The organism is Streptomyces kurssanovii, from assembly GCF_040677245.1.
Classification (GTDB): Bacteria; Actinomycetota; Actinomycetes; order Streptomycetales; family Streptomycetaceae; genus Streptomyces; species Streptomyces kurssanovii.
Map to the genome: position 1 here is coordinate 1 of NZ_JBFAQK010000091.1, position 16,912 is coordinate 16,912.

General features: G+C 72.2%; 16 protein-coding genes. 6 read left to right on the forward strand and 10 right to left on the reverse strand.

What is annotated here, in order from left to right; translation table 11 throughout:
• Positions 1–187: 187 nt before the first annotated feature.
• The 3 genes from pepN to AB0K36_RS33350 form a co-directional block, all read right to left on the reverse strand.
• Positions 188–2,680, reverse strand: a complete 2,493-nt coding sequence (pepN, locus tag AB0K36_RS33340; RefSeq protein WP_364601345.1) for an aminopeptidase N — start codon at positions 2,678–2,680, stop codon at positions 188–190.
• 235 nt (positions 2,681–2,915) lie between these two features.
• The gene (locus AB0K36_RS33345; RefSeq protein WP_364601347.1) at positions 2,916–3,236 is read right to left on the reverse strand and encodes a chorismate mutase; all 321 of its coding nucleotides are present in this window, start codon (positions 3,234–3,236) and stop codon (positions 2,916–2,918) included.
• Positions 3,237–3,247: 11 nt separating this feature from the next.
• Positions 3,248–4,135 carry a helix-turn-helix domain-containing protein gene (locus AB0K36_RS33350; protein ID WP_364601349.1) on the reverse strand — a complete coding sequence of 296 codons (888 nt, stop codon included), beginning with the start codon at positions 4,133–4,135 and terminating at the stop codon, positions 3,248–3,250.
• A 114-nt stretch (positions 4,136–4,249) separates the two neighbouring features.
• Between AB0K36_RS33350 and AB0K36_RS33355 the strand changes: the two genes are divergently transcribed.
• Positions 4,250–6,031 (forward strand): glycoside hydrolase family 35 protein, encoded by a 1,782-nt coding sequence (locus AB0K36_RS33355; RefSeq protein WP_364601351.1) that lies wholly within the window; start codon positions 4,250–4,252, stop codon positions 6,029–6,031.
• Positions 6,032–6,095: 64 nt separating this feature from the next.
• Here the strand turns inward: AB0K36_RS33355 and AB0K36_RS33360 are convergent, their stop codons facing one another.
• On the reverse strand, positions 6,096–6,863 hold the full coding sequence (locus AB0K36_RS33360) for a S1 family peptidase (RefSeq protein ID WP_364601352.1): 768 nt from the start codon (positions 6,861–6,863) through the stop codon (positions 6,096–6,098).
• Between the two features lie 300 nt (positions 6,864–7,163).
• Here AB0K36_RS33360 and AB0K36_RS33365 point away from each other — a divergent pair, with 300 nt between their 5' ends.
• Positions 7,164–8,057: a hypothetical protein gene (locus AB0K36_RS33365; RefSeq protein WP_364601354.1), complete on the forward strand. Its 894-nt coding sequence runs from the start codon at positions 7,164–7,166 to the stop codon at positions 8,055–8,057.
• A gap of 23 nt (positions 8,058–8,080) precedes the next feature.
• The gene (locus AB0K36_RS33370; protein ID WP_364601356.1) at positions 8,081–9,619 is read left to right on the forward strand and encodes an ankyrin repeat domain-containing protein; all 1,539 of its coding nucleotides are present in this window, start codon (positions 8,081–8,083) and stop codon (positions 9,617–9,619) included.
• An 80-nt stretch (positions 9,620–9,699) separates the two neighbouring features.
• On the opposite strand, the gene AB0K36_RS33375 is transcribed toward AB0K36_RS33370, so the two are convergent.
• Together AB0K36_RS33375 and AB0K36_RS33380 are read right to left on the reverse strand one after the other, a co-directional pair.
• The gene (locus AB0K36_RS33375; RefSeq protein WP_364601358.1) at positions 9,700–10,086 is read right to left on the reverse strand and encodes a barstar family protein; all 387 of its coding nucleotides are present in this window, start codon (positions 10,084–10,086) and stop codon (positions 9,700–9,702) included.
• A gap of 40 nt (positions 10,087–10,126) precedes the next feature.
• The gene (locus AB0K36_RS33380; protein ID WP_364601360.1) at positions 10,127–10,519 is read right to left on the reverse strand and encodes a guanyl-specific ribonuclease; all 393 of its coding nucleotides are present in this window, start codon (positions 10,517–10,519) and stop codon (positions 10,127–10,129) included.
• A 329-nt stretch (positions 10,520–10,848) separates the two neighbouring features.
• On the opposite strand from AB0K36_RS33380, the gene AB0K36_RS33385 reads away from it, so the two are divergent.
• The gene (locus AB0K36_RS33385; RefSeq protein WP_364601362.1) at positions 10,849–11,262 is read left to right on the forward strand and encodes a YciI family protein; all 414 of its coding nucleotides are present in this window, start codon (positions 10,849–10,851) and stop codon (positions 11,260–11,262) included.
• A gap of 1 nt (position 11,263) precedes the next feature.
• Positions 11,264–12,409: an RNA polymerase sigma factor gene (locus AB0K36_RS33390; protein ID WP_364601364.1), complete on the forward strand. Its 1,146-nt coding sequence runs from the start codon at positions 11,264–11,266 to the stop codon at positions 12,407–12,409.
• Between the two features lie 195 nt (positions 12,410–12,604).
• On the opposite strand, the gene AB0K36_RS33395 is transcribed toward AB0K36_RS33390, so the two are convergent.
• The 3 genes from AB0K36_RS33395 to AB0K36_RS33405 all read right to left on the reverse strand — a co-directional run bounded on the left by AB0K36_RS33395 (position 12,605) and on the right by AB0K36_RS33405 (position 15,484).
• On the reverse strand, positions 12,605–14,251 hold the full coding sequence (locus AB0K36_RS33395; protein ID WP_189472597.1) for a DEAD/DEAH box helicase: 1,647 nt from the start codon (positions 14,249–14,251) through the stop codon (positions 12,605–12,607).
• Positions 14,252–14,354: 103 nt separating this feature from the next.
• Positions 14,355–14,558 (reverse strand): cold-shock protein, encoded by a 204-nt coding sequence (locus AB0K36_RS33400; RefSeq protein ID WP_005318814.1) that lies wholly within the window; start codon positions 14,556–14,558, stop codon positions 14,355–14,357.
• A 452-nt stretch (positions 14,559–15,010) separates the two neighbouring features.
• A complete protein-coding gene (locus AB0K36_RS33405; protein WP_364601367.1) occupies positions 15,011–15,484 on the reverse strand; it encodes a pyridoxamine 5'-phosphate oxidase family protein in 474 nt (157 codons plus the stop codon).
• 159 nt (positions 15,485–15,643) lie between these two features.
• On the opposite strand from AB0K36_RS33405, the gene AB0K36_RS33410 reads away from it, so the two are divergent.
• A complete protein-coding gene (locus AB0K36_RS33410; RefSeq protein ID WP_364601369.1) occupies positions 15,644–15,931 on the forward strand; it encodes a hypothetical protein in 288 nt (95 codons plus the stop codon).
• A gap of 10 nt (positions 15,932–15,941) precedes the next feature.
• Here AB0K36_RS33410 and AB0K36_RS33415 read toward each other — a convergent pair whose 3' ends face one another.
• Entirely contained in the window at positions 15,942–16,658 is a 717-nt protein-coding gene (locus AB0K36_RS33415) for a vWA domain-containing protein (protein WP_364601371.1), read from the reverse strand.
• Positions 16,659–16,912: the final 254 nt, after the last annotated feature.

The following is a 16,912-nucleotide window of genomic DNA, read 5'->3' on the forward strand; positions in this document are numbered from 1 at the left end:
CCTCACCCCCGATCTTCGGTTCGGGTCCCCCCACGCCGCCAGGCGTAGGGGGAGGAGCCCCCGAAACACCGCGCGCAGCGCGGTGCCGGGCCCGGGCGGAGCCCGGACCCGGAGGACGGGCCCGGGCGGAGCCCCACGCGGCGGAGCCGCACATCGGTACAGCGGGAAGGGGCGGGGTGGGGGAAGGTCACGTTCCCCGGACCCGCAGGGTCCTCCGTAGGTCGTCGAGCTGGTCGGCCAGCTTGCGGCGCAGTGCCGGGAGCATGTCCGTCCCGGCCAGGCAGGCCTCCCCCGCGTCCAGTGCCTCGGCGTCGACGGCGTGGACGGGGAAGGCGTAGCGGCCGCAGGCTTCGGCGATGGCCGGGCCTCGGCGGTCGGCGAGGGCGACGGCGTCGGGGTAGAACCGCGGGACGTACTCGCGTACCAGGTCCGCCTGTTCGGGCTGCCAGAAGCCTTGCGCGGTGGCCGCGAACAGGTAGTTGGACAGGTCGTCGCCGGTGAAGAGCCGGGCCCAGGCCGCGGCCTTGGCCTCGGGTGTGGGGAGGGCGGCGCGGCAGCGGGCCGCGCCTTCCTGGCCGGTGGCGCTCGGGTCGCGTTCCAGTTCGGCGGTGATGGCCGCGTCGTCGGTCGCGCCGAGGACGGCGAGGCGCGTCAGGACGCGCCAGCGCAGTTCGGGGTCGAGCTCGGGGCCGCCGGGGACGCTGCCTTCGGTGAGCCATTCCTGGATGGGCTCCGGCTGGGTGGCGGCGTCGATGTAGTGGCGTACGGCGGTCAGGCGCAGGCCGGGGTCGCTGCCGTCCTCGGTGCGGCGCAGCAGGGCGCGGCTGATGCGGGTGAGGGTGGCGAGCGCGGCGGGGCGCTGGTCGGGGGTGAGGTAGCAGTCGGCGATCTGGCCGGCGGCGAAAGAGAGGACGCCCTGGACGATGGCGAGGTCGTTCTCGTGGGGCAGGTGGGTGCCGGCTGTCTCGAGGTAGGCGGTGGGGGCGAGTTCGCCGTCGCGGACCATGTCGCGTGCGGCGTTCCAGACGACGGCTCGGGTGAGGGCGTCGGGGATGCCGGAGAGGGAGTCGACGACGACGGCCCAGGAGGCGGCGTCGAGGCGGACCTTGGCGTAGGTGTTGTCACCGTCGTTGAGGACGATGAGGGCAGGGCGGCGCCCGGGGCGGGGTGCGGTGGTGCCGGTCTCGGGGACGTCGATCTCGAGGCGGTCGCGCAGGACGAGGCGGCCGGGGTCGATGGGGTCGGCGTCGTAGGCGCCGACGGCGATGCGGTGGGGGCGGGTGCCGTCGCGTTCGACGGTGAGTGTCCAGCCGCCCGCGGTGTCGGCGAGGGCGGGGGTGAGGGTGTCGACGCCGGTGGTGCGCAGCCATGACTCGGCCCAGGCGTGCACGTCGCGGTCGGTGGCTCCGGCGAGGGAGTCGATGAAGTCGGCGAGGGTGGCGTTGGCGAACTTGTGCCGGGCGAAGTGGGTGTTGATGCCGGCGAGGAAGTCCTTCTCGCCGAGCCAGGTGACGAGCTGGCGCAGGGCGGAGGCGCCCTTGGCGTAGGAGATGCCGTCGAAGTTGAGCATCGCGGACGCGGTGTCGGGGACGGCGTCGGGGTCGGGGGCGACGGGGTGGGTGGAGGGCCGCTGGTCGGCGTCGTAGCCCCAGGACTTGCGGGCGATGGCGAAGTCGGTCCAGGTGTCGGTGAAGCGGGTGGCTTCGGTGAGGGTCTGGTAGCCCATGTATTCGGCGAAGGACTCGTTCAGCCAGATGTCGTCCCACCACTTGAGGGTGACGAGGTCGCCGAACCACATGTGGGCCATCTCGTGGGCGATGACCATGGCGCGGGTCTGGCGCTGGGTGTCGGTGACGGCGGAGCGGTAGACGAATTCGTCGCGGAAGGTGACGAGGCCCGGGTTCTCCATGGCGCCGGCGTTGAATTCGGGGACGAAGGCCTGGTCGTAGGAGTCGAAGGGGTACGGCTCCTCGAACTTCTCGTGGTAGCGGTCGTAGCACTGCCGGGTGATGTCGAGGAGTTCGTCGGCGTCGGCGTCGAGGTAGGGGGCGAGGGAGCGGCGGCAGTGGATGCCGAAGGGCAGTCCGGCGTGCTCGGTGCGTACGGAGTGCCAGGGTCCGGCGGCGACGGCGACCAGGTAGGTGGAGAGCAGCGGGGTGGGCGCGCAGGTCCAGCGGCCCTCGCCGTGGTGGGTGGCGACGCCGTTGCCGAGGACGGTCCACGCTTCGGGCGCGGTGACGGAGAGTTCGAAGACGGCCTTGAGGTCGGGCTGGTCGAAGGCGGCGAAGACGCGCTGGACGTCGTCCATGAACAGCTGGGTGTAGACGTACGTCTCACCGTCGCTGGGGTCGGTGAAGCGGTGCATGCCTTCGCCGGTGCGGGAGTAGCTCATCCGCGCGTCGACACGCAGTTCGTGCTCGCCGGCGGTCAGGCCGGTCAGGGGGATCCGGTTCTCGGTGAGGGCGGCGGGGTCGAGGGGCTGTCCGTCGAGCGTGAGGGAGCGGAGTTCGGCGGGCTTGATCTCGACGAAGGTGTCACCGGCCGCTGTCGCGGTGAAGTGGATGACGGTTCGGGAGTCGAAGGTCTCGTCGCCGGTGGTGAGATCGAGGTCGATCGTGTACCGGTGTACGTCGAGTTGCCGGGCTCGGGTCTGCGCTTCGTCGCGCGTCAGTACGGACATGGGCCCATGCTGCCTGATGGGCCCGGGTCGGCACACGGGGTGGTGGTTGCGCTGTCAGCGCACACCCGCTCCCCGCGCGCGGGTGTTCGGGCGGGGTGGGGCGGGTGGGCACGCGGGTCGGGGGTTTCGGTGCTGTGGGCGTTCGCCGGGCTGGTCCCGGTGGTTCAGTGCTGTGGGCGTTCGCCGGGCTGATCGGGTGGTTCAGTGCTGTGGGCGTTCGCCGGGCTGTTCAGCGCTATGGGCGTTCGCCGGGCTGGTCGGCGATCTGCTCGTGGTGGCGGATCACCTCGGCGATGATGAAGTTCAGCAGTTTCTCCGCGAACGCCGGGTCGAGTTTCGCGCTCTCCGCGAGCTGGCGCAGCCGTGCGATCTGACGGGCCTCGCGGGCGGGGTCGGCGGGCGGCAGGTGGTGCTGGGCCTTGAGGTGGCCGACCTGCTGGGTGCATTTGAATCGCTCGGCGAGCATGTGGACGACGGCGGCGTCGATGTTGTCGATGCTCGAGCGCAGGCGGTCGAGCTCGGCGCGCACGGATTCGTCGATGTCACTCGTGGTCATGGTCAGGGAGCTTACGTCGGACGGGCGCCGATGGTCGGAGGGTGTTCAGGGTCCGGGACGCGGGTGCTCCAGCCGCCGGGTACGGCCCTGCCCTGCTGTTCCCTGAAGCGGACGGGGGCGAGTCCGACGCGGCGGGTGAACAGGCGGGAGAAGTACGCCGGGTCCTCGTATCCCACGCGGCGGGCGACGGCGGCGACGGGCAGGTCGGTGGCGGCGAGGAGTTCCTTGGCGCGGCCGAGGCGGATGCCGAGGAGGTAGTCCTTGGGGCTGCACCCGGCGCCGCGGCGTACGGCGGTGCGCAGTTCTGCGGGGGTCATGCCGTGGCGTGCTGCGTGTTCGGCGACGGACAGCGGCCGGAAGGCGTCGCGGGCGAGGGCGGTGAGGACGGGGTCGCCGTCGGGGCAGAGGTCGGCGCGGGCGCGGCGCAGGGCGACGAGCAGTTCGTGGACGGCGGCGCCGGTCTCGACCTCGAGGAGGGGGTTCCCGCGGCGGGCGGCGCGGGCGATCCTGCCGACGGCGGCGCGTGCGCCGGCGGCGTCGGACAGGGGTACGACGGGCCGGTCGGGTTCGATGTAGCCGAGTTCGGTGTAGGTCGTGGTGGCGGGGCCGGTGAAGTCGACGAACGATTCGTCCCAGCCGGCGGCCGGGTCGGGCCCGTAGTGGTGGGGGACGCCAGGGGTGAGCCAGATGAGGGCGGGGCCGGTGACGGTGGTGCGCCGTCCGTCGGCGGCGCGGTACCAGCCGCTGCCGGCGCTGATGACGACGGCGACGTGGTGGTCGAGGGTGCGGGGGCCGACGGTGGGGAGGCTGCCGTGCTGGAGGCCGACGCCGAGGCACACCAGTCCGAGCCGGTGGTGCAGGGGACTCGGGGTGAAATAGCGCATCCAGGTGTGGTACATGCCGATTCGTCGCTCCTTCCCGGCCAGTCCAAGGAGAGCCGATCTTTGTCCATGGACCGGCTGTGCGCCAGGGGTGATCGTGGGGGCGGCGTTTGCGAGAGAGGGACGGGGCCGGTGGCTGACTTCACCGTGGGTGACACGGATTTCCTGCTGGACGGGCGGCCGGTGCGGCTGCTGTCGGGGGCGATGCACTATTTCCGGGTGCACGAGGGCCGGTGGGGCCACCGGTTGTCGATGCTGCGGGCGATGGGTCTCAACTGTGTGGAGACGTACGTCCCGTGGAACCTTCATGAGCCGGAGCCGGGCAGGTACGCGGACGACGGGGCGCTGGGGCGGTTCCTGGACGCGGTGCACGCGGCGGGGATGCGGGCGATCGTGCGGCCCGGTCCGTACATCTGCGCCGAGTGGGAGAACGGCGGCCTTCCGTTCTGGCTGACCGGCCGGGTCGGGCGGCGTGCGCGTACGGAGGACGCGGAGTATCTGGGGCATGTGGAGCGCTGGTTCACCAGGCTGCTGCCGCAGGTGGTGGAGCGCGAGATCACGCGCGGCGGGCCCGTGGTGATGGTGCAGGTGGAGAACGAGTACGGGAGTTACGGCTCGGACGGCGGCTATCTGCGGCAGTTGGTGGAGCTGCTGCGGTCGTGCGGGGTGGGCGTGCCCCTGTTCACCTCCGACGGTCCGGAGGACCACATGCTGTCGGGCGGTTCGGTGCCCGGTGTGCTGGCCACCGTGAATTTCGGGTCCGGCGCCGTGGAGGCGTTCGCGGCGCTGCGCCGGCATCGTCCGGAGGGGCCGTTGATGTGCATGGAGTTCTGGTGCGGCTGGTTCGAGCACTGGGGGGCCGGGCCGGCGCGCCGGGACGCGGAGGACGCGTCGCGGGCGTTGCGGGAGATCCTTGAGGCCGGCGCGTCGGTGAATGTGTACATGGCGCACGGAGGGACGAGTTTCGGCGGCTGGGCGGGCGCGAACCGGTCGGGTGAGCTGCACGACGGCGAGTTCGAGCCGACGGTGACGTCCTACGACTACGACGCGCCCGTCGACGAGGCGGGCCGGCCGACGGAGAAGTTCTGGCGGTTCCGGGAGATCCTCGCCGAGTATCAGGAGGAACCGCTGCCGGAGATTCCGCCGGCTCCGCCGGTCCTGTCGGCCCCGGTGCGGGTGGAACTGGGCGAGTGGGTTCCGCCGGAGACGGTGCTGCGGCTGCTCGGCGACGACGAGTGCGAGGCCCCGATGCCGTTGACCTTCGAGGAGCTGGGTGTCGGGCGGGGTCTGGTGCGCTACCGGGTCGAGGTCCCGGGGCCGCGGGAGCCGTATCCGCTGCGGGTGGCAGGCCTGCGGGACCGCGCGGTGGTGTTCGTCGACGGGGTGCGGGCGGGAGTGCTGGACGGCGCGACGCCGGCGCTGGGGGTGCCGGTGGCGGGACCGGCGGCGGTGGAGCTGTGGGTGGAGTCGCTGGGCCGGGTCAACTACGGGCCGCTGACGGGTGAGCCGAAGGGCATCACCGGCGGGGTGCTGCACGAGCGGCAGTTTCTGCACGGTGTCCGGGCGTGCGCACTGCGGCTGGAGGCGTTCGAGGAGCCGGCGGCGCTGGCCGGAATGCCGTGGCGTGTCCCTCCGGCGGGGGCGGCCGGTCTGTACCGGGGGACGTTCGAGGTGGCGGAGCCGGGTGACGCGGGGCTGGAACTGCCGGGGTGGGCCAGGGGTTTCGTGTGGGTGAACGGGTTCAACCTGGGGCGCTACTGGTCGGCAGGGCCGGTCCGGCCGCTGTACGTGCCGGGGCCGGTGCTGCGCGCCGGCGCCAACGAGGTGTGGGTGCTGGAGCTGGAGTGCGCCGCGGCTGAGGCCGCCGTACGACTGGAGTGCGCGGCGGCGGACGCGGCCGTACGGCCGGGGTGAGCCGTGACGGAGGGGCAGGCCGCGGGCCTGCCCCTCCGCCGTGTCCGGTTCCCTGAGGGGTTCTCTACAGGGTGGCGGCCGCCGACTTGATCGCGGCCGCGAAGGTGGACACCTCGGTGTAGACGCCGGGGTAGCCGGCCCGTGCGCAGCCGTAGCCCCAGCTGACGATGCCGACCTGGGTCCAGGCGCCGGCGTTGTCCTTGCGGAACATGGGGCCGCCGGAGTCACCCTGGCAGGTGTCGACGCCGCCCTGGTTGTAGCCGGCGCAGATCTCCTCGTTCGGGACGAGTTCGTCGTACGCCTGCCCGCAGGCCGCGTCGGAGACGAACGGGACCTGGGCCTTGAGCAGGTAGCGCTGCTGAGCGCCGCCCTCACGGGCCGCGCCCCATCCGGCGACGGTGAAGGTGCCGCTGTTGTACGCGGTGGTCTCGGCGATCTTCAGCGTGGGCAGGTTGATGGGCTGGGCGAGCTTGATCAGTGCCCAGTCCTTGCCCGTGCCGTTGTAGCCGGGGGCCTGCAGGACCTTGGTGGAGCGGACCTTGATGGCGCTCGAGCTGCGCAGGTCCACGACGCCGGCGGTCGCGGTGATGCTGGTGTTGTTGCCGGAGCCGCTGACGCAGTGGGCCGCGGTGAGCACGATGTCCTTGGCGTAGAGGGCGCCGCCGCAGCCCATGGAGAGCCGGACCATGAAGGGGAACTCGCCCTGTGCGGCGCGGGTGCCGCCGACGACGGGCGGGGCGGCGGCGGAGGCGGAGGTGGGCTGGAGGCTGACGGCGGCGAGGATGACGGCACCGGCGGCGACACATCTCTTGAGGGCGCTAAGAAGCTTCAACTGACTGCCTCTCGTGGGGGGTTGAGGGGAACGCCCGGCCGGGCACAGCCGTTCGGCACCACTGGGCGATACTGCGGGTGACCCATTGGTGACATGTGCTCGACAAGACGCTGTCCGGAGTATGAGACCCGGGTAGCGGACACCACAAGAAGCGCCTTTCGGCCAGTCCCCTCCGGCCGCGAGCCCCTCCGCTCCCCCGCCGCGCCGTAGAGTTGAAGCCTGCTCGGGCGGGCGGCCGGGCGCAGCGGACCCGGAGCCGCGCGGGACGCGGAGCCGTACGGGAGGCATGGGGGTACGGGAGTGGGCAATGGCAGCGAGGTCGTGCACGGCTTCCCGCACCTGGACACCGTGCGGTCGGCGATCACCGCCCTGTACCGGCGGCTCTCCCCCGAGAGCATGCTCACCTACACCCCCAGCGTGCTGCCCGCCGATGTGGCCTTCGGCGACAGCGACGATCTGCATCTGGGCGCACAGCGCGTCGCCCGCGCCCTTGTGCATCACCTGCGGCTGCCGGACGCCCGGGTGATCGTCAGCTTCCGGGAGATGGAGCACGCGGCGAGCGTCGAACTGACCGCCGGACCGGAGTACTTCATCGAACTGAACGACCGGTTCCGTACCCATCGTCGGGACATCGGCGCCGCGCTCGCGCACGAGATCACCCATGTTCTGCTGCACCGGCTGGATCTGTCGTTCCCGGGCACCCGCGACAACGAGATCCTCACCGACACCGTGACCACGTACCTGGGCGCCGGGTGGCTGCTGCTGGACGCCTTCCGCGAGGACGCCGTCTCCAGCCAGAAGCTCGGCTACCTGACCCCCGAGGAGTTCGGATACGTCCTCGCCGGGCGGGCGATGGCCTTCGACGAGGACCCGCGGACCTGGTTCACCAGCCCGCAGGCGTACCACGCGTACACCCGGGGCCGCGCGCAGGCGCTGCTCGAGGCGCAGCAGCCCCCGCTGACCACGGCCGGCCGGCTGGGCAGACTCCGCTACGCGAAGGACCGCCGGCACGCCAGGGAGCATCCGGGCGCGGCGGCCACCGGACCGTTCACGTACGCGTTCGAGCACGGGCCGGAAGGGCTACGGGTGTCCTTCCCGTGCACCACCTGCCACCAGCGCATCCGGGTGCCGGTGCGGGGGCGGGTGCGGGCCCGCTGCGGCCTGTGCCGGACCGTTCTCGAATGCGACACCTGACCCTGCTTCCGTAGGGTCGGACCATGACGAACCAACCGGCGGCGCAGGAACCGGCCGCAGCGGCGCGGGAACTGTTCGAGGCGTTCTACAACAGCGACGACGACGCCGTGGTGCGGTTGCTGCGGGCGGGCACGGACCCGGAGAGCACCGACGAGGACGGCAGGACCGCCCTGTATCTGGCGGCCACGAACAACGAGGCGGGGATCGTACGGCTGCTGCTCGCCGCCGGCGCCGACCCCGACCGGGCGTGCGGCCCGGAAGCCGGCGACCTGCCGCTGTGCGGGGCCGCGGTCTGGGGGCACACCGAGGCCGTGCGGGCGCTGCTCGCCGCCGGCGCCACGCCCGACCGCCGCGAACTGCTGGGCTTCACCGCGATGATCTGGGCGGTGGGGCAGGGACGCACGGAGACGGTGGAGGCGCTGCTGGAGTACGGCGCCGACCCCGACCTGCCCGGCCCGGCCGGCGAGGCGCCGCTGGTGCTCGCCGCCCGCCGCGGGTCGCCCTCGACGGTGCGGGCCCTGCTGCGGCACGGCGCCGGTGCGCGGGCCGAGACGCTGGAGGAGGCTCTCGAGGAGGCCCGCCGGTGGATGACGCTCGACGTGGAGGAGGAACTGCGCCGGGGGCTGCTCGCGTACGACCCCGGGGCCGAGACCGCGTCGCGGCGCGTCGAGGAGGACGGCGGGGCGACCGTCGTGGTCGAGGTGCTGCACGACGGAAAACCGACGGCGGGCAACGAACAGCAGACCGGCCACGGCGCGATCGCCACGCTCCTCGAGGAACGGCTCGGCCTGCGCACCCCGTGCGCCGACCTGGCGGAACGCGCCCTGCTCCACGGCAGTCCGGAGCGGGACGAGTGGATCGAGGCGGTGACGGCGCTGTGGCGGCGCGGCGACGAGGAGACGTTCCTGGCGGCCGCCGCCTGGTGCGCGAGCGACGACGTCCTGCAGCAGACGTTCGCGGCCGACGTGCTGGGCAGGCTCGGCTTCACGGCGGGGCCGGACGGGAAGGTCGTGCGGCCGTTCGCCGCGCGGGCCCTGCCGATGCTGCGGGAACTGTCCCGGGAGGCGACGGATCCCGAGCTGCTCCAGGCGGTGCTCCTCGGGCTCGGCCACCACGGCGATCCGGCCGCGCTCCCCGAGATCCTGCGGCACGCGGACAACCCGGACGCCGCGGTGCGCCTGCGGGTGGCGCTGGCGCTCGTCGGGCTGGTGCCCGGGGACCACGCGGAGGCGGTACGGACGCTGATCACGCTGACGAAGGACGAGCAGGCGCCGGTACGGGACTGGGCGACGACCGCGCTGGCGGGCGTCGACGCGGACACGCCCGAGATCCGCGACGCGCTCGCCGCCCGGGCCGAGGATCCCGACCCGGAGACGGTGGCGGAGGCCGCCAGGGGCCTGGCGATGCGCCAGGACCCGCGGGCCGAGGACGTACTGGTGCGGCTGCTCGCGGACGAGGACCCCGACGGCTACGCCCACGACACGGCCGCGAACGCGGTACGGCACCTGCGGGACGAACGGCTCAGGCGCCGTCTCGAGGGAACCCTGCCGCGCCGCCCCTGACCACTCCGGCCGGCCACCCGGTCACGGCCCGCCCGTTGCGCCGGCGGCCGGCCTCCGGGTGGGCCTGCCCGATGCGCGCCTCAACGGAGTCGGAGCCGGCCGGGCGCGCGCTCTTCGAAGACCTCCACGATCCAGTCGAAGACGGTCGGCCCCTGACCCGCCCGTACCCGCGCCAGGTGCTCCAGCACCTCTGCCCGGCCGGAGGGAGGGACGCGCTGGGCCCGCAGCCCCAGCTGCCGTACGGTCTCCTCCCGGCCGAGCGCCCGCCGGGAGAGTTCGTGATCGCGCCATTCGAAGACGAAGTCACCGTCGTCCGGAGTGCCGAAGCCGCCGCTCAGACAGTCGGCGAGGGCGTCGAGGTTCCGGCCGAAGTAGCCGCCCGGGCCGTTGACGGCTTCGCCGACCGCTTTCCAGAAGCTGTCCAGGCCGGTGACCTCCGCCCCTTCGATCACAAAGGTCGTCGTCATGGGGCGGAGGCTACCGGCAGGGCCGGACGGCGGGCCGGATTCAGCAGCCGTGGTCGACCAGGTCGAACGACTCGTAGTGGTCGGCGGTGTAGTAGTCCTCCTGGTGCGCGTCACCGGTGACGATGCGGCGCGCGCCACGGGTCGGTGAGCCGGGGGTGACGACCGTGTACTCGTGGTAGTAGCCCGTCGAGTGCGACGGCAGGATGCCCTCGCGGTTCTGGAAGACGGTGCCGTCCTGCTCGTAGGGGAACGGTCCGCCCTGCTCGATCAGGTCGAGCGTGTCGTGGGCCTGGGCGGGCAGGGCCGAGTAACAGATGTCACCGACGGCGAGCGCCCCGGCGGGGGCGGCCGTGGCGGTCTGCCCACCGATCAGGAGAGCCGGGACAAGGGCGGCGATGCCACCGAGGGTGGCGATTCGTGGGGGGATTCGCATACGTCGATTGATGCGCGTAGACCTTGCCGGGGTCAACATCAACTGCCGTGAATTCCCCGGACGTTCACCGAAGTCGGGAACTGTGACCGCCGATCTTCACAGCTCTCCGCGCGCCCCTCGGTTCTCCTGCCGGACCCCGTACGGCCGCCGTCCCGGCCTCGCGCCACGCCGTGGACCCGGCCACCGCGAGACGGCTCGCCGAGGATCGTCCAGGCTCATCCAGGAAAGCCGGAAAAAAATGTGGACGGCGATGTCGAGAACCCGTGACCGGCTCCGTCCCCGCAGTGAACGCGACCACAATGGGTCGCACACCACCGAGGAGAAGCACGATGGCCAAGTACCTGCTGCTCAAGCACTACCGCGGCGCCCCGGCGGCGGTCAACGACGTCCCCATGGACCAGTGGACGCCGGAGGAGATCTCCGCACACGTGCAGTACATGAACGACTTCGCGGCCCGGCTGGAGAAGACCGGCGAGTTCGTCGACGGCCAGGCGCTCGCCCCCGAGGGAGCGTGGGTGCGGTACGACGGTGAGGGCCGCCCGCCGGTCACCGACGGCCCGTTCGCCGAGACCAAGGACCTCATCGCCGGCTGGATGGTGATCGACGTCGACACCTACGAGCGTGCCGTCGAACTGGCCGGCGAACTGTCGGCAGCCCCCGGGGCGGGCGGGAAGCCGATCCACGAGTGGCTGGAGGTGCGTCCGTTCCTGGCCGCGCACCCCACCATCAGCGACTGCCACTGAGATGGACGAGGTCCTCCTGAGGAGCCTCACACCGAGCGTGCTCGCCGTCCTCGTCCGCCGCGGAGCCGACTTCGCGGCGGCCGAGGACGCCGTCCAGGACGCGCTGGTCGAGGCGGTCCGCGTCTGGCCGGCCGACCCTCCGCGGGATGCGAAGGGCTGGCTGGTCACCGTGGCCTGGCGCAAGTTCCTCGACGCGGCCCGCGCGGAAACCGCTCGCCGCCGGCGTGAGGACCTCGTCGAAGAGGCGCCGGCGCCCGGGCCCTCGCCCGCGGTGGACGACACGCTCCAGCTCTACTTCCTGTGCGCCCACCCGTCGCTGACGCCGTCGTCAGCGGTCGCGCTCACACTGCGCGCCGTCGGCGGGCTGACCACCCGGCAGATCGCCCAGGCCTACCTGGTGCCCGAGGCGACCATGGCGCAGCGCATCAGCCGGGCCAAGCGCACCGTCTCCGGCGTGCGGTTCGACCGGCCGGGCGATGTCGCCACGGTGCTGCGCGTCCTCTATCTGGTCTTCAACGAGGGCTACTCCGGGGACGTCGACCTGGCCGCCGAGGCCATCCGGCTCACCCGGCAGCTCGCGGCCTCGATCGACCACCCCGAGGTCGCGGGGCTGCTCGCCCTCATGCTGCTCCACCATGCCCGGCGGGCCGCCCGGACCGCGCCCGACGGCAGCCTGGTGCCGCTCGCCGAGCAGGACCGCGGCCGGTGGGACACCCAGTCGATCGCCGAGGGCATCGAGATCCTTCAGACGGCCCTCGCCCGCGACCGCCTCGGCGAGTTCCAGGCCCAGGCCGCCATCGCGGCGCTCCACGCGGACGCGCCCACCGCCGAGGAGACCGACTGGGTGCAGATCGTCGAGTGGTACGACGAGCTCGCGCGCCTGACCGACAGTCCTGTCGTCCGGCTCAACCGCGCGGTGGCCGTCGGCGAGGCCGACGGACCGCGCGCCGGCCTGGCGGCGCTCGCCGAGCTGGACGACTCCCTGCCCCGTCACACGGCGGTGGCGGCGTACCTCCACGAGCGCGACGGCGACCTGGCGACGGCGGCACGGCTGTACGCCGAGGCGGCCGGAAAGGCACCCGACCTCGCCGAGCGCGACCACCTGACGCGCCGGGCCGCCCGGCTCAACGCCCGCCTGCGACCCTGACGGGCCGCGCCTGGGACCTGCCCACGCCCTCGCGGCGACAGCGGTCGCCTCGGAAGGAGCCGGCTGCGCGCTGCGCCGGACCGACCGGCTCAACCCGCACCGGCGCCCCTGACGGGCCGCGCGACGGACCTGCCCGCGCCCCCGCGGCGACAACGGTCGCCTCGGAAGGAGCCGGCTGCGCGCAGGGGTGCCGCGTCAGCCCGCCGCGCCCCTGCCGCCACGCCTTGCACGCCCACGCCCCGCGGCCGAGTTCCGCGACGCCTCGACGGCGCCGGACGCTCCAGCCGCGCGGGACGCCTGGGCGCCCCCACGAGAGCCGCGGGATCCGGCACGAGCCGCCCGCGGCGCCTCCGCCGCGCCCGTTCCCTCACCGCGCCGACGCGCGGGCCGCCGCCGTCCGGTGGAGGAGGGAGCCGTCACGACCGGCTGCGGGACCTCGATGGTCACCGCCACACCGGAGGGCTCACGGGCTCCCGTGAGCCGGCTGAGTTCCTCGTCGCTCGACTTCACCCGTGCCGTGCGCGGGCTGATGCCCGCGTTCGCCATCAGGCGGGTCATCTCGCGGCGCTGCTCCGGCAGGACGAGCGTCACGACGCTGCCGGACTCGCCGGCCCGCGCCGTGCGGCCGCCACGGTGCAGATAGTCCTTGTGGTCGACGGGCGGGTCGACGTTCACGACCAGGTCCAGGTCGTCGACGTGGATGCCGCGGGCCGCGACGTTCGTCGCGACGAGCGCGGTGACCTGGCCGTTCTTGAACTGGTCCAGGGTGCGGTTGCGCTGCGGCTGCGAGCGCCCGCCGTGCAGGGCGGCCGCCCGTACACCGCTGGACAGCAGCCGCTTGGCGAACCGGTCCGCGGACCGCTTGGTGTCCACGAAGAGGATCACCCGGCCGTCGCGGGCGGCGATACGCGTGGCGACGGCCTTCTTGTCGGTCTCGTCCAGCACGTGCAGGACGTGGTGCTCCATCGTGGTGACCGCACCGGCGGACGGGTCGACGGAGTGCACCACCGGATCGGTGAGGAACATCCGCACGAGCCGGTCGATGTTCTTGTCGAGGGTCGCGGAGAAGAGCATCCGCTGCCCGTCCGGCTCGACCTGCTTCAGCAGCGCGGTGACCTGCGGCATGAAGCCCATGTCGGCCATCTGGTCGGCCTCGTCGAGGACTGTGATCGCGACGTCGCCCAGGGTGCAGTCGCCGCGTTCTATGAGGTCCTTGAGCCGCCCGGGCGTGGCCACGAGCACCTCTGCGCCGCGGCGCAGCGCCCCGGCCTGCTTGGTGATGGACATGCCGCCGACGACGGTGGCGATCCGCAGCTGGGTCGAGGTCGCGTACGGGGCGAGGGCGTCGGTGACCTGCTGCGCGAGCTCGCGGGTCGGCACGAGGACGAGCGCGAGGGGTGCCCGTGCCTCGGCACGGCGGCCGGCCGTACGGGCGAGCAGCGCGAGGCCGAAGGCGAGGGTCTTGCCGGAGCCGGTGCGGCCGCGGCCGAGGATGTCCCGGCCCGCGAGGGAGTTCGGGAGGGTGGCGCCCTGGATCGGGAAGGGCTCGGTGACGCCCTGGGCCGCAAGGGTCTTCAGCAGGGCGGCGGGCATGTCCAGCTCGTCGAACGCCGTGACGGCGGGCAGCGCGGGGGTGACGGTTTCCGGCAGGGTGAATTCCTGCGGGGGCGCCGCACTGCGGGCGCTCGCCTTACCGGAGCCGGATCCCCTGCCGGAGCCGGTCCCCTTGCCGGGACGGATCCCGGAGCCGGGGCGGTTTCCGGCGCCGGATTCGGCCGGGCGCCTGCGGGCCGGCCGGGCGGACCTGGCGGCGGAGCGGTCCGGTCGTTCGGAGCGGTTCATGCGGAATGTGCCTTCCTGGGGCCTGTGGACAGCAAGAGCCGGGGCCCGCACCGACGAAGGTGCGGGCCCCGGCTGCAGGAGCTGCGAGATACGCGCCCGGCAATCAGGCCGGGAGGATGTTCTCCGCCTGCGGGCCCTTCTGGCCCTGCGTGACGTCGAACGTCACCTTCTGGCCCTCCTGGAGCTCGCGGAAGCCCGAGGTGGCGATGTTGGAGTAGTGGGCGAAGACGTCGGCGCCGCCGCCGTCCTGCTCAATAAAGCCGAAGCCCTTTTCCGAGTTGAACCACTTCACGGTTCCAGTAGCCATGTCATTCTCCTAAAACAGGGGCAAGCCGAAAATCCACACCTCGTGAATTTCCCGTCGCTGCATTGACCCCCATCCGGAAAAGCCGGAAACAATAATGTGCGCCTGAGGAAGCATTCCCGTCAGGCGCACACAAAGTTCATGGGTACCAAAACTGCAACTACGCCACCGTAGCACGCCGAGGCGGGGAAGTCGTGGATCAGACACGCCCGATGATCGTCACGTTCCCCTGACCTCCGCCTTCGGACACGGTCCGCAGGCCGCAGCGGGCGTCCGTCCGGTCCGGTTCCGTGGTGCGGCTTGATCATGATCTCCGCCCCGGCTGCTCCGAGCGGGTGACCCGGCACGACGGTCCAACTCCCTGTACGGGGTGCCGCGTTACGTCGCAGCACACTCCCGTCCAGCCCGTCCGGCATCGTCCGGGGACGAGGGACCGGCCTTGAAGGCCGGGGGTGTCAGCGGCGCCGCCGGGTGCGGACCGGCCCGCCCGGGCCCCAGTGCCGTACGACCAGTTCGTCACCCTCGACGGACGTCCGCACCACTTCGGCCAGCTCGGCCCTGAACAGGTGATACGGCTCCGGCGGCTTCACGTCGTCGGTGAATCTGGCCTTCTCCGCCGGCTCGGTGACCTCGAGCGCGCGTCCCGAGATCCTCACGTCGCCACCGTCCATCGAGTCGTCGACCCCCGGGTTCGTGTGCAGCGCGAAGCGCGGATCACGCAGCAGGTCCTGCGCCTTGCGGGAGCCGTGCATCATGCCGAGCCACAGCTCACCGAAACGGAAGGTGACCTCCAGACCCGTCAGCCGCGGCGAACCGTCCTTGCGCAGGGTCGCCAGAACGTGATGCCTGTACTTCTCGAAGCGGTGCTGTACGGACTCGGCGAACTCGGGCTCCGCCGTCACGAAGGCGGCCCAGCTGGATTGCGTCATGACCTCATCGAACACCGGAATGCAGTCAGCTTCTGTCTGATTTTCCCGGTGTCCGCGGAGAGTGGCCGGGGCGGGCCCGCCGTGCTGTGCTGGAAGGGGTACAGGCCGCCGACGGGGCGGCGGGGGCGGCATCGGGCCCCCGCACCGAGGAGACCGGCGATGGCCATCTTCATGCGCGCCGTCCTGCCGGACGTGACCACCGAGCAGTACGAAGCGCTCAACGAGGACCTGCGCGACCAACCGGGCGACATCTTCGCCGGCTGCCTCGCCCATGTCTGCGTCCCGACCGACACAGGACTGGAGATCTACGACCTGTGGGAGTCCGAGGAGGCGATGAACAAGTTCGCCACGTCGATGATGCCCGTGGCGGAACGCAGGGGCATGACCGCCGTCTCCGGCCGGCCACAGGTCATGCCGGTGCACCGGTACTGGTTCCCGGGGCAGTAGGGGCGGGACCTCACCGGACGATGCCCTGGGCGCGGGCGGCCGCCAGCCACTGAGGGAACTCGGCCACCAGCCGGTCGTACAGCTCCGAGTCCGGGACCTGCCGCGGATCGAGCCCCGCGTGGAAGAAGCCCGCGTTGTCGACAGGGCGCTTGGCGGGGACCGCGAGCTCGTCGAGCTTGCGCAGGAAGTCGAACTGCGAGCTCCGCTTGTTGCCGAAGCCGACGAACTGCCAGAACAGCGGCAGCTTCGCGGCCTTGCAGAGATAGCGCTCGGCGGCGAGCTTGTTGATGGGCCCACCGTCCGTCTGGAAGACGACGAGCGCCGGGTCGGTCGACCCGCTGTCCATGTAGTGGTCTATGACGGCGTCCATGGCCAGGTGATAGCTGGTCTTCCCCATGTGCCCGAGGCCGGCGACGATCTCGTCTATCCGGCCGTGGTGGTTCTCCAGGGCGATGTCGGTGACCGCGTCGACGTCCGTGGAGAAGAACACGACGGGCACGGTGCCGTCGTCGTCGAGATGCGCCGACAGCCCGAGGACCCGGTCCGCGAGGGCCTGGACGCTGCCGTCCTTGTAGTAGTCCTTCATCGACCCCGAATAGTCGACGACGAGATAGACGGCGGCACGTTGCCCGTGCATGCCGTGCTTCTGGAGGGAGACGCCCGCGGTCTTGTAGAGGCTGACGAGCGCGGGGGCGCGCTGCTCGAGCTTCTGGAGGCTGACGGGCACGCGGGCTCCGTTTCGTCGATGCGGACGCCCTGACAATATCCGCCCCTACGGGGCCTGTTCCCCACCCCCGCCCCGTCCCGCTGCACCGATGCGCGGCTCCGCCGCGTGGGGCTCCGGCCGGACCCGTCACCGCGCTCCGCGCGGTATTTCGGGGGCTCCTCCCCCTACGCCTGGCGGCGTGGGGGGACCCCCACCGGACCCCCGCGCCTCAAACGCCGGCGGGGCTGACAAAGTCAGCCCGCCTGGGGGCACCT

Bases quoted from the DNA above. Each gene is read 5' to 3' on its own strand.
- AB0K36_RS33405 (WP_364601367.1), bottom strand. From the start codon at position 15,484: ATGACGCAATCCAGCTGGGCCGCCTTCGTGACGGCGGAGCCCGAGTTC.
- AB0K36_RS33385 (WP_364601362.1), top strand. From the start codon at position 10,849: ATGGCCAAGTACCTGCTGCTCAAGCACTACCGCGGCGCCCCGGCGGCG.
- AB0K36_RS33400 (WP_005318814.1), bottom strand. From the start codon at position 14,558: ATGGCTACTGGAACCGTGAAGTGGTTCAACTCGGAAAAGGGCTTCGGC.
- AB0K36_RS33350 (WP_364601349.1), bottom strand. From the start codon at position 4,135: ATGTACCACACCTGGATGCGCTATTTCACCCCGAGTCCCCTGCACCAC.
- AB0K36_RS33390 (WP_364601364.1), top strand. From the start codon at position 11,264: ATGGACGAGGTCCTCCTGAGGAGCCTCACACCGAGCGTGCTCGCCGTC.
- AB0K36_RS33375 (WP_364601358.1), bottom strand. From the start codon at position 10,086: ATGACGACGACCTTTGTGATCGAAGGGGCGGAGGTCACCGGCCTGGAC.
- AB0K36_RS33370 (WP_364601356.1), top strand. From the start codon at position 8,081: ATGACGAACCAACCGGCGGCGCAGGAACCGGCCGCAGCGGCGCGGGAA.
- AB0K36_RS33345 (WP_364601347.1), bottom strand. From the start codon at position 3,236: ATGACCACGAGTGACATCGACGAATCCGTGCGCGCCGAGCTCGACCGC.
- AB0K36_RS33380 (WP_364601360.1), bottom strand. From the start codon at position 10,519: ATGCGAATCCCCCCACGAATCGCCACCCTCGGTGGCATCGCCGCCCTT.
- AB0K36_RS33395 (WP_189472597.1), bottom strand. From the start codon at position 14,251: ATGAACCGCTCCGAACGACCGGACCGCTCCGCCGCCAGGTCCGCCCGG.
- AB0K36_RS33410 (WP_364601369.1), top strand. From the start codon at position 15,644: ATGGCCATCTTCATGCGCGCCGTCCTGCCGGACGTGACCACCGAGCAG.
- pepN (WP_364601345.1), bottom strand. From the start codon at position 2,680: ATGTCCGTACTGACGCGCGACGAAGCGCAGACCCGAGCCCGGCAACTC.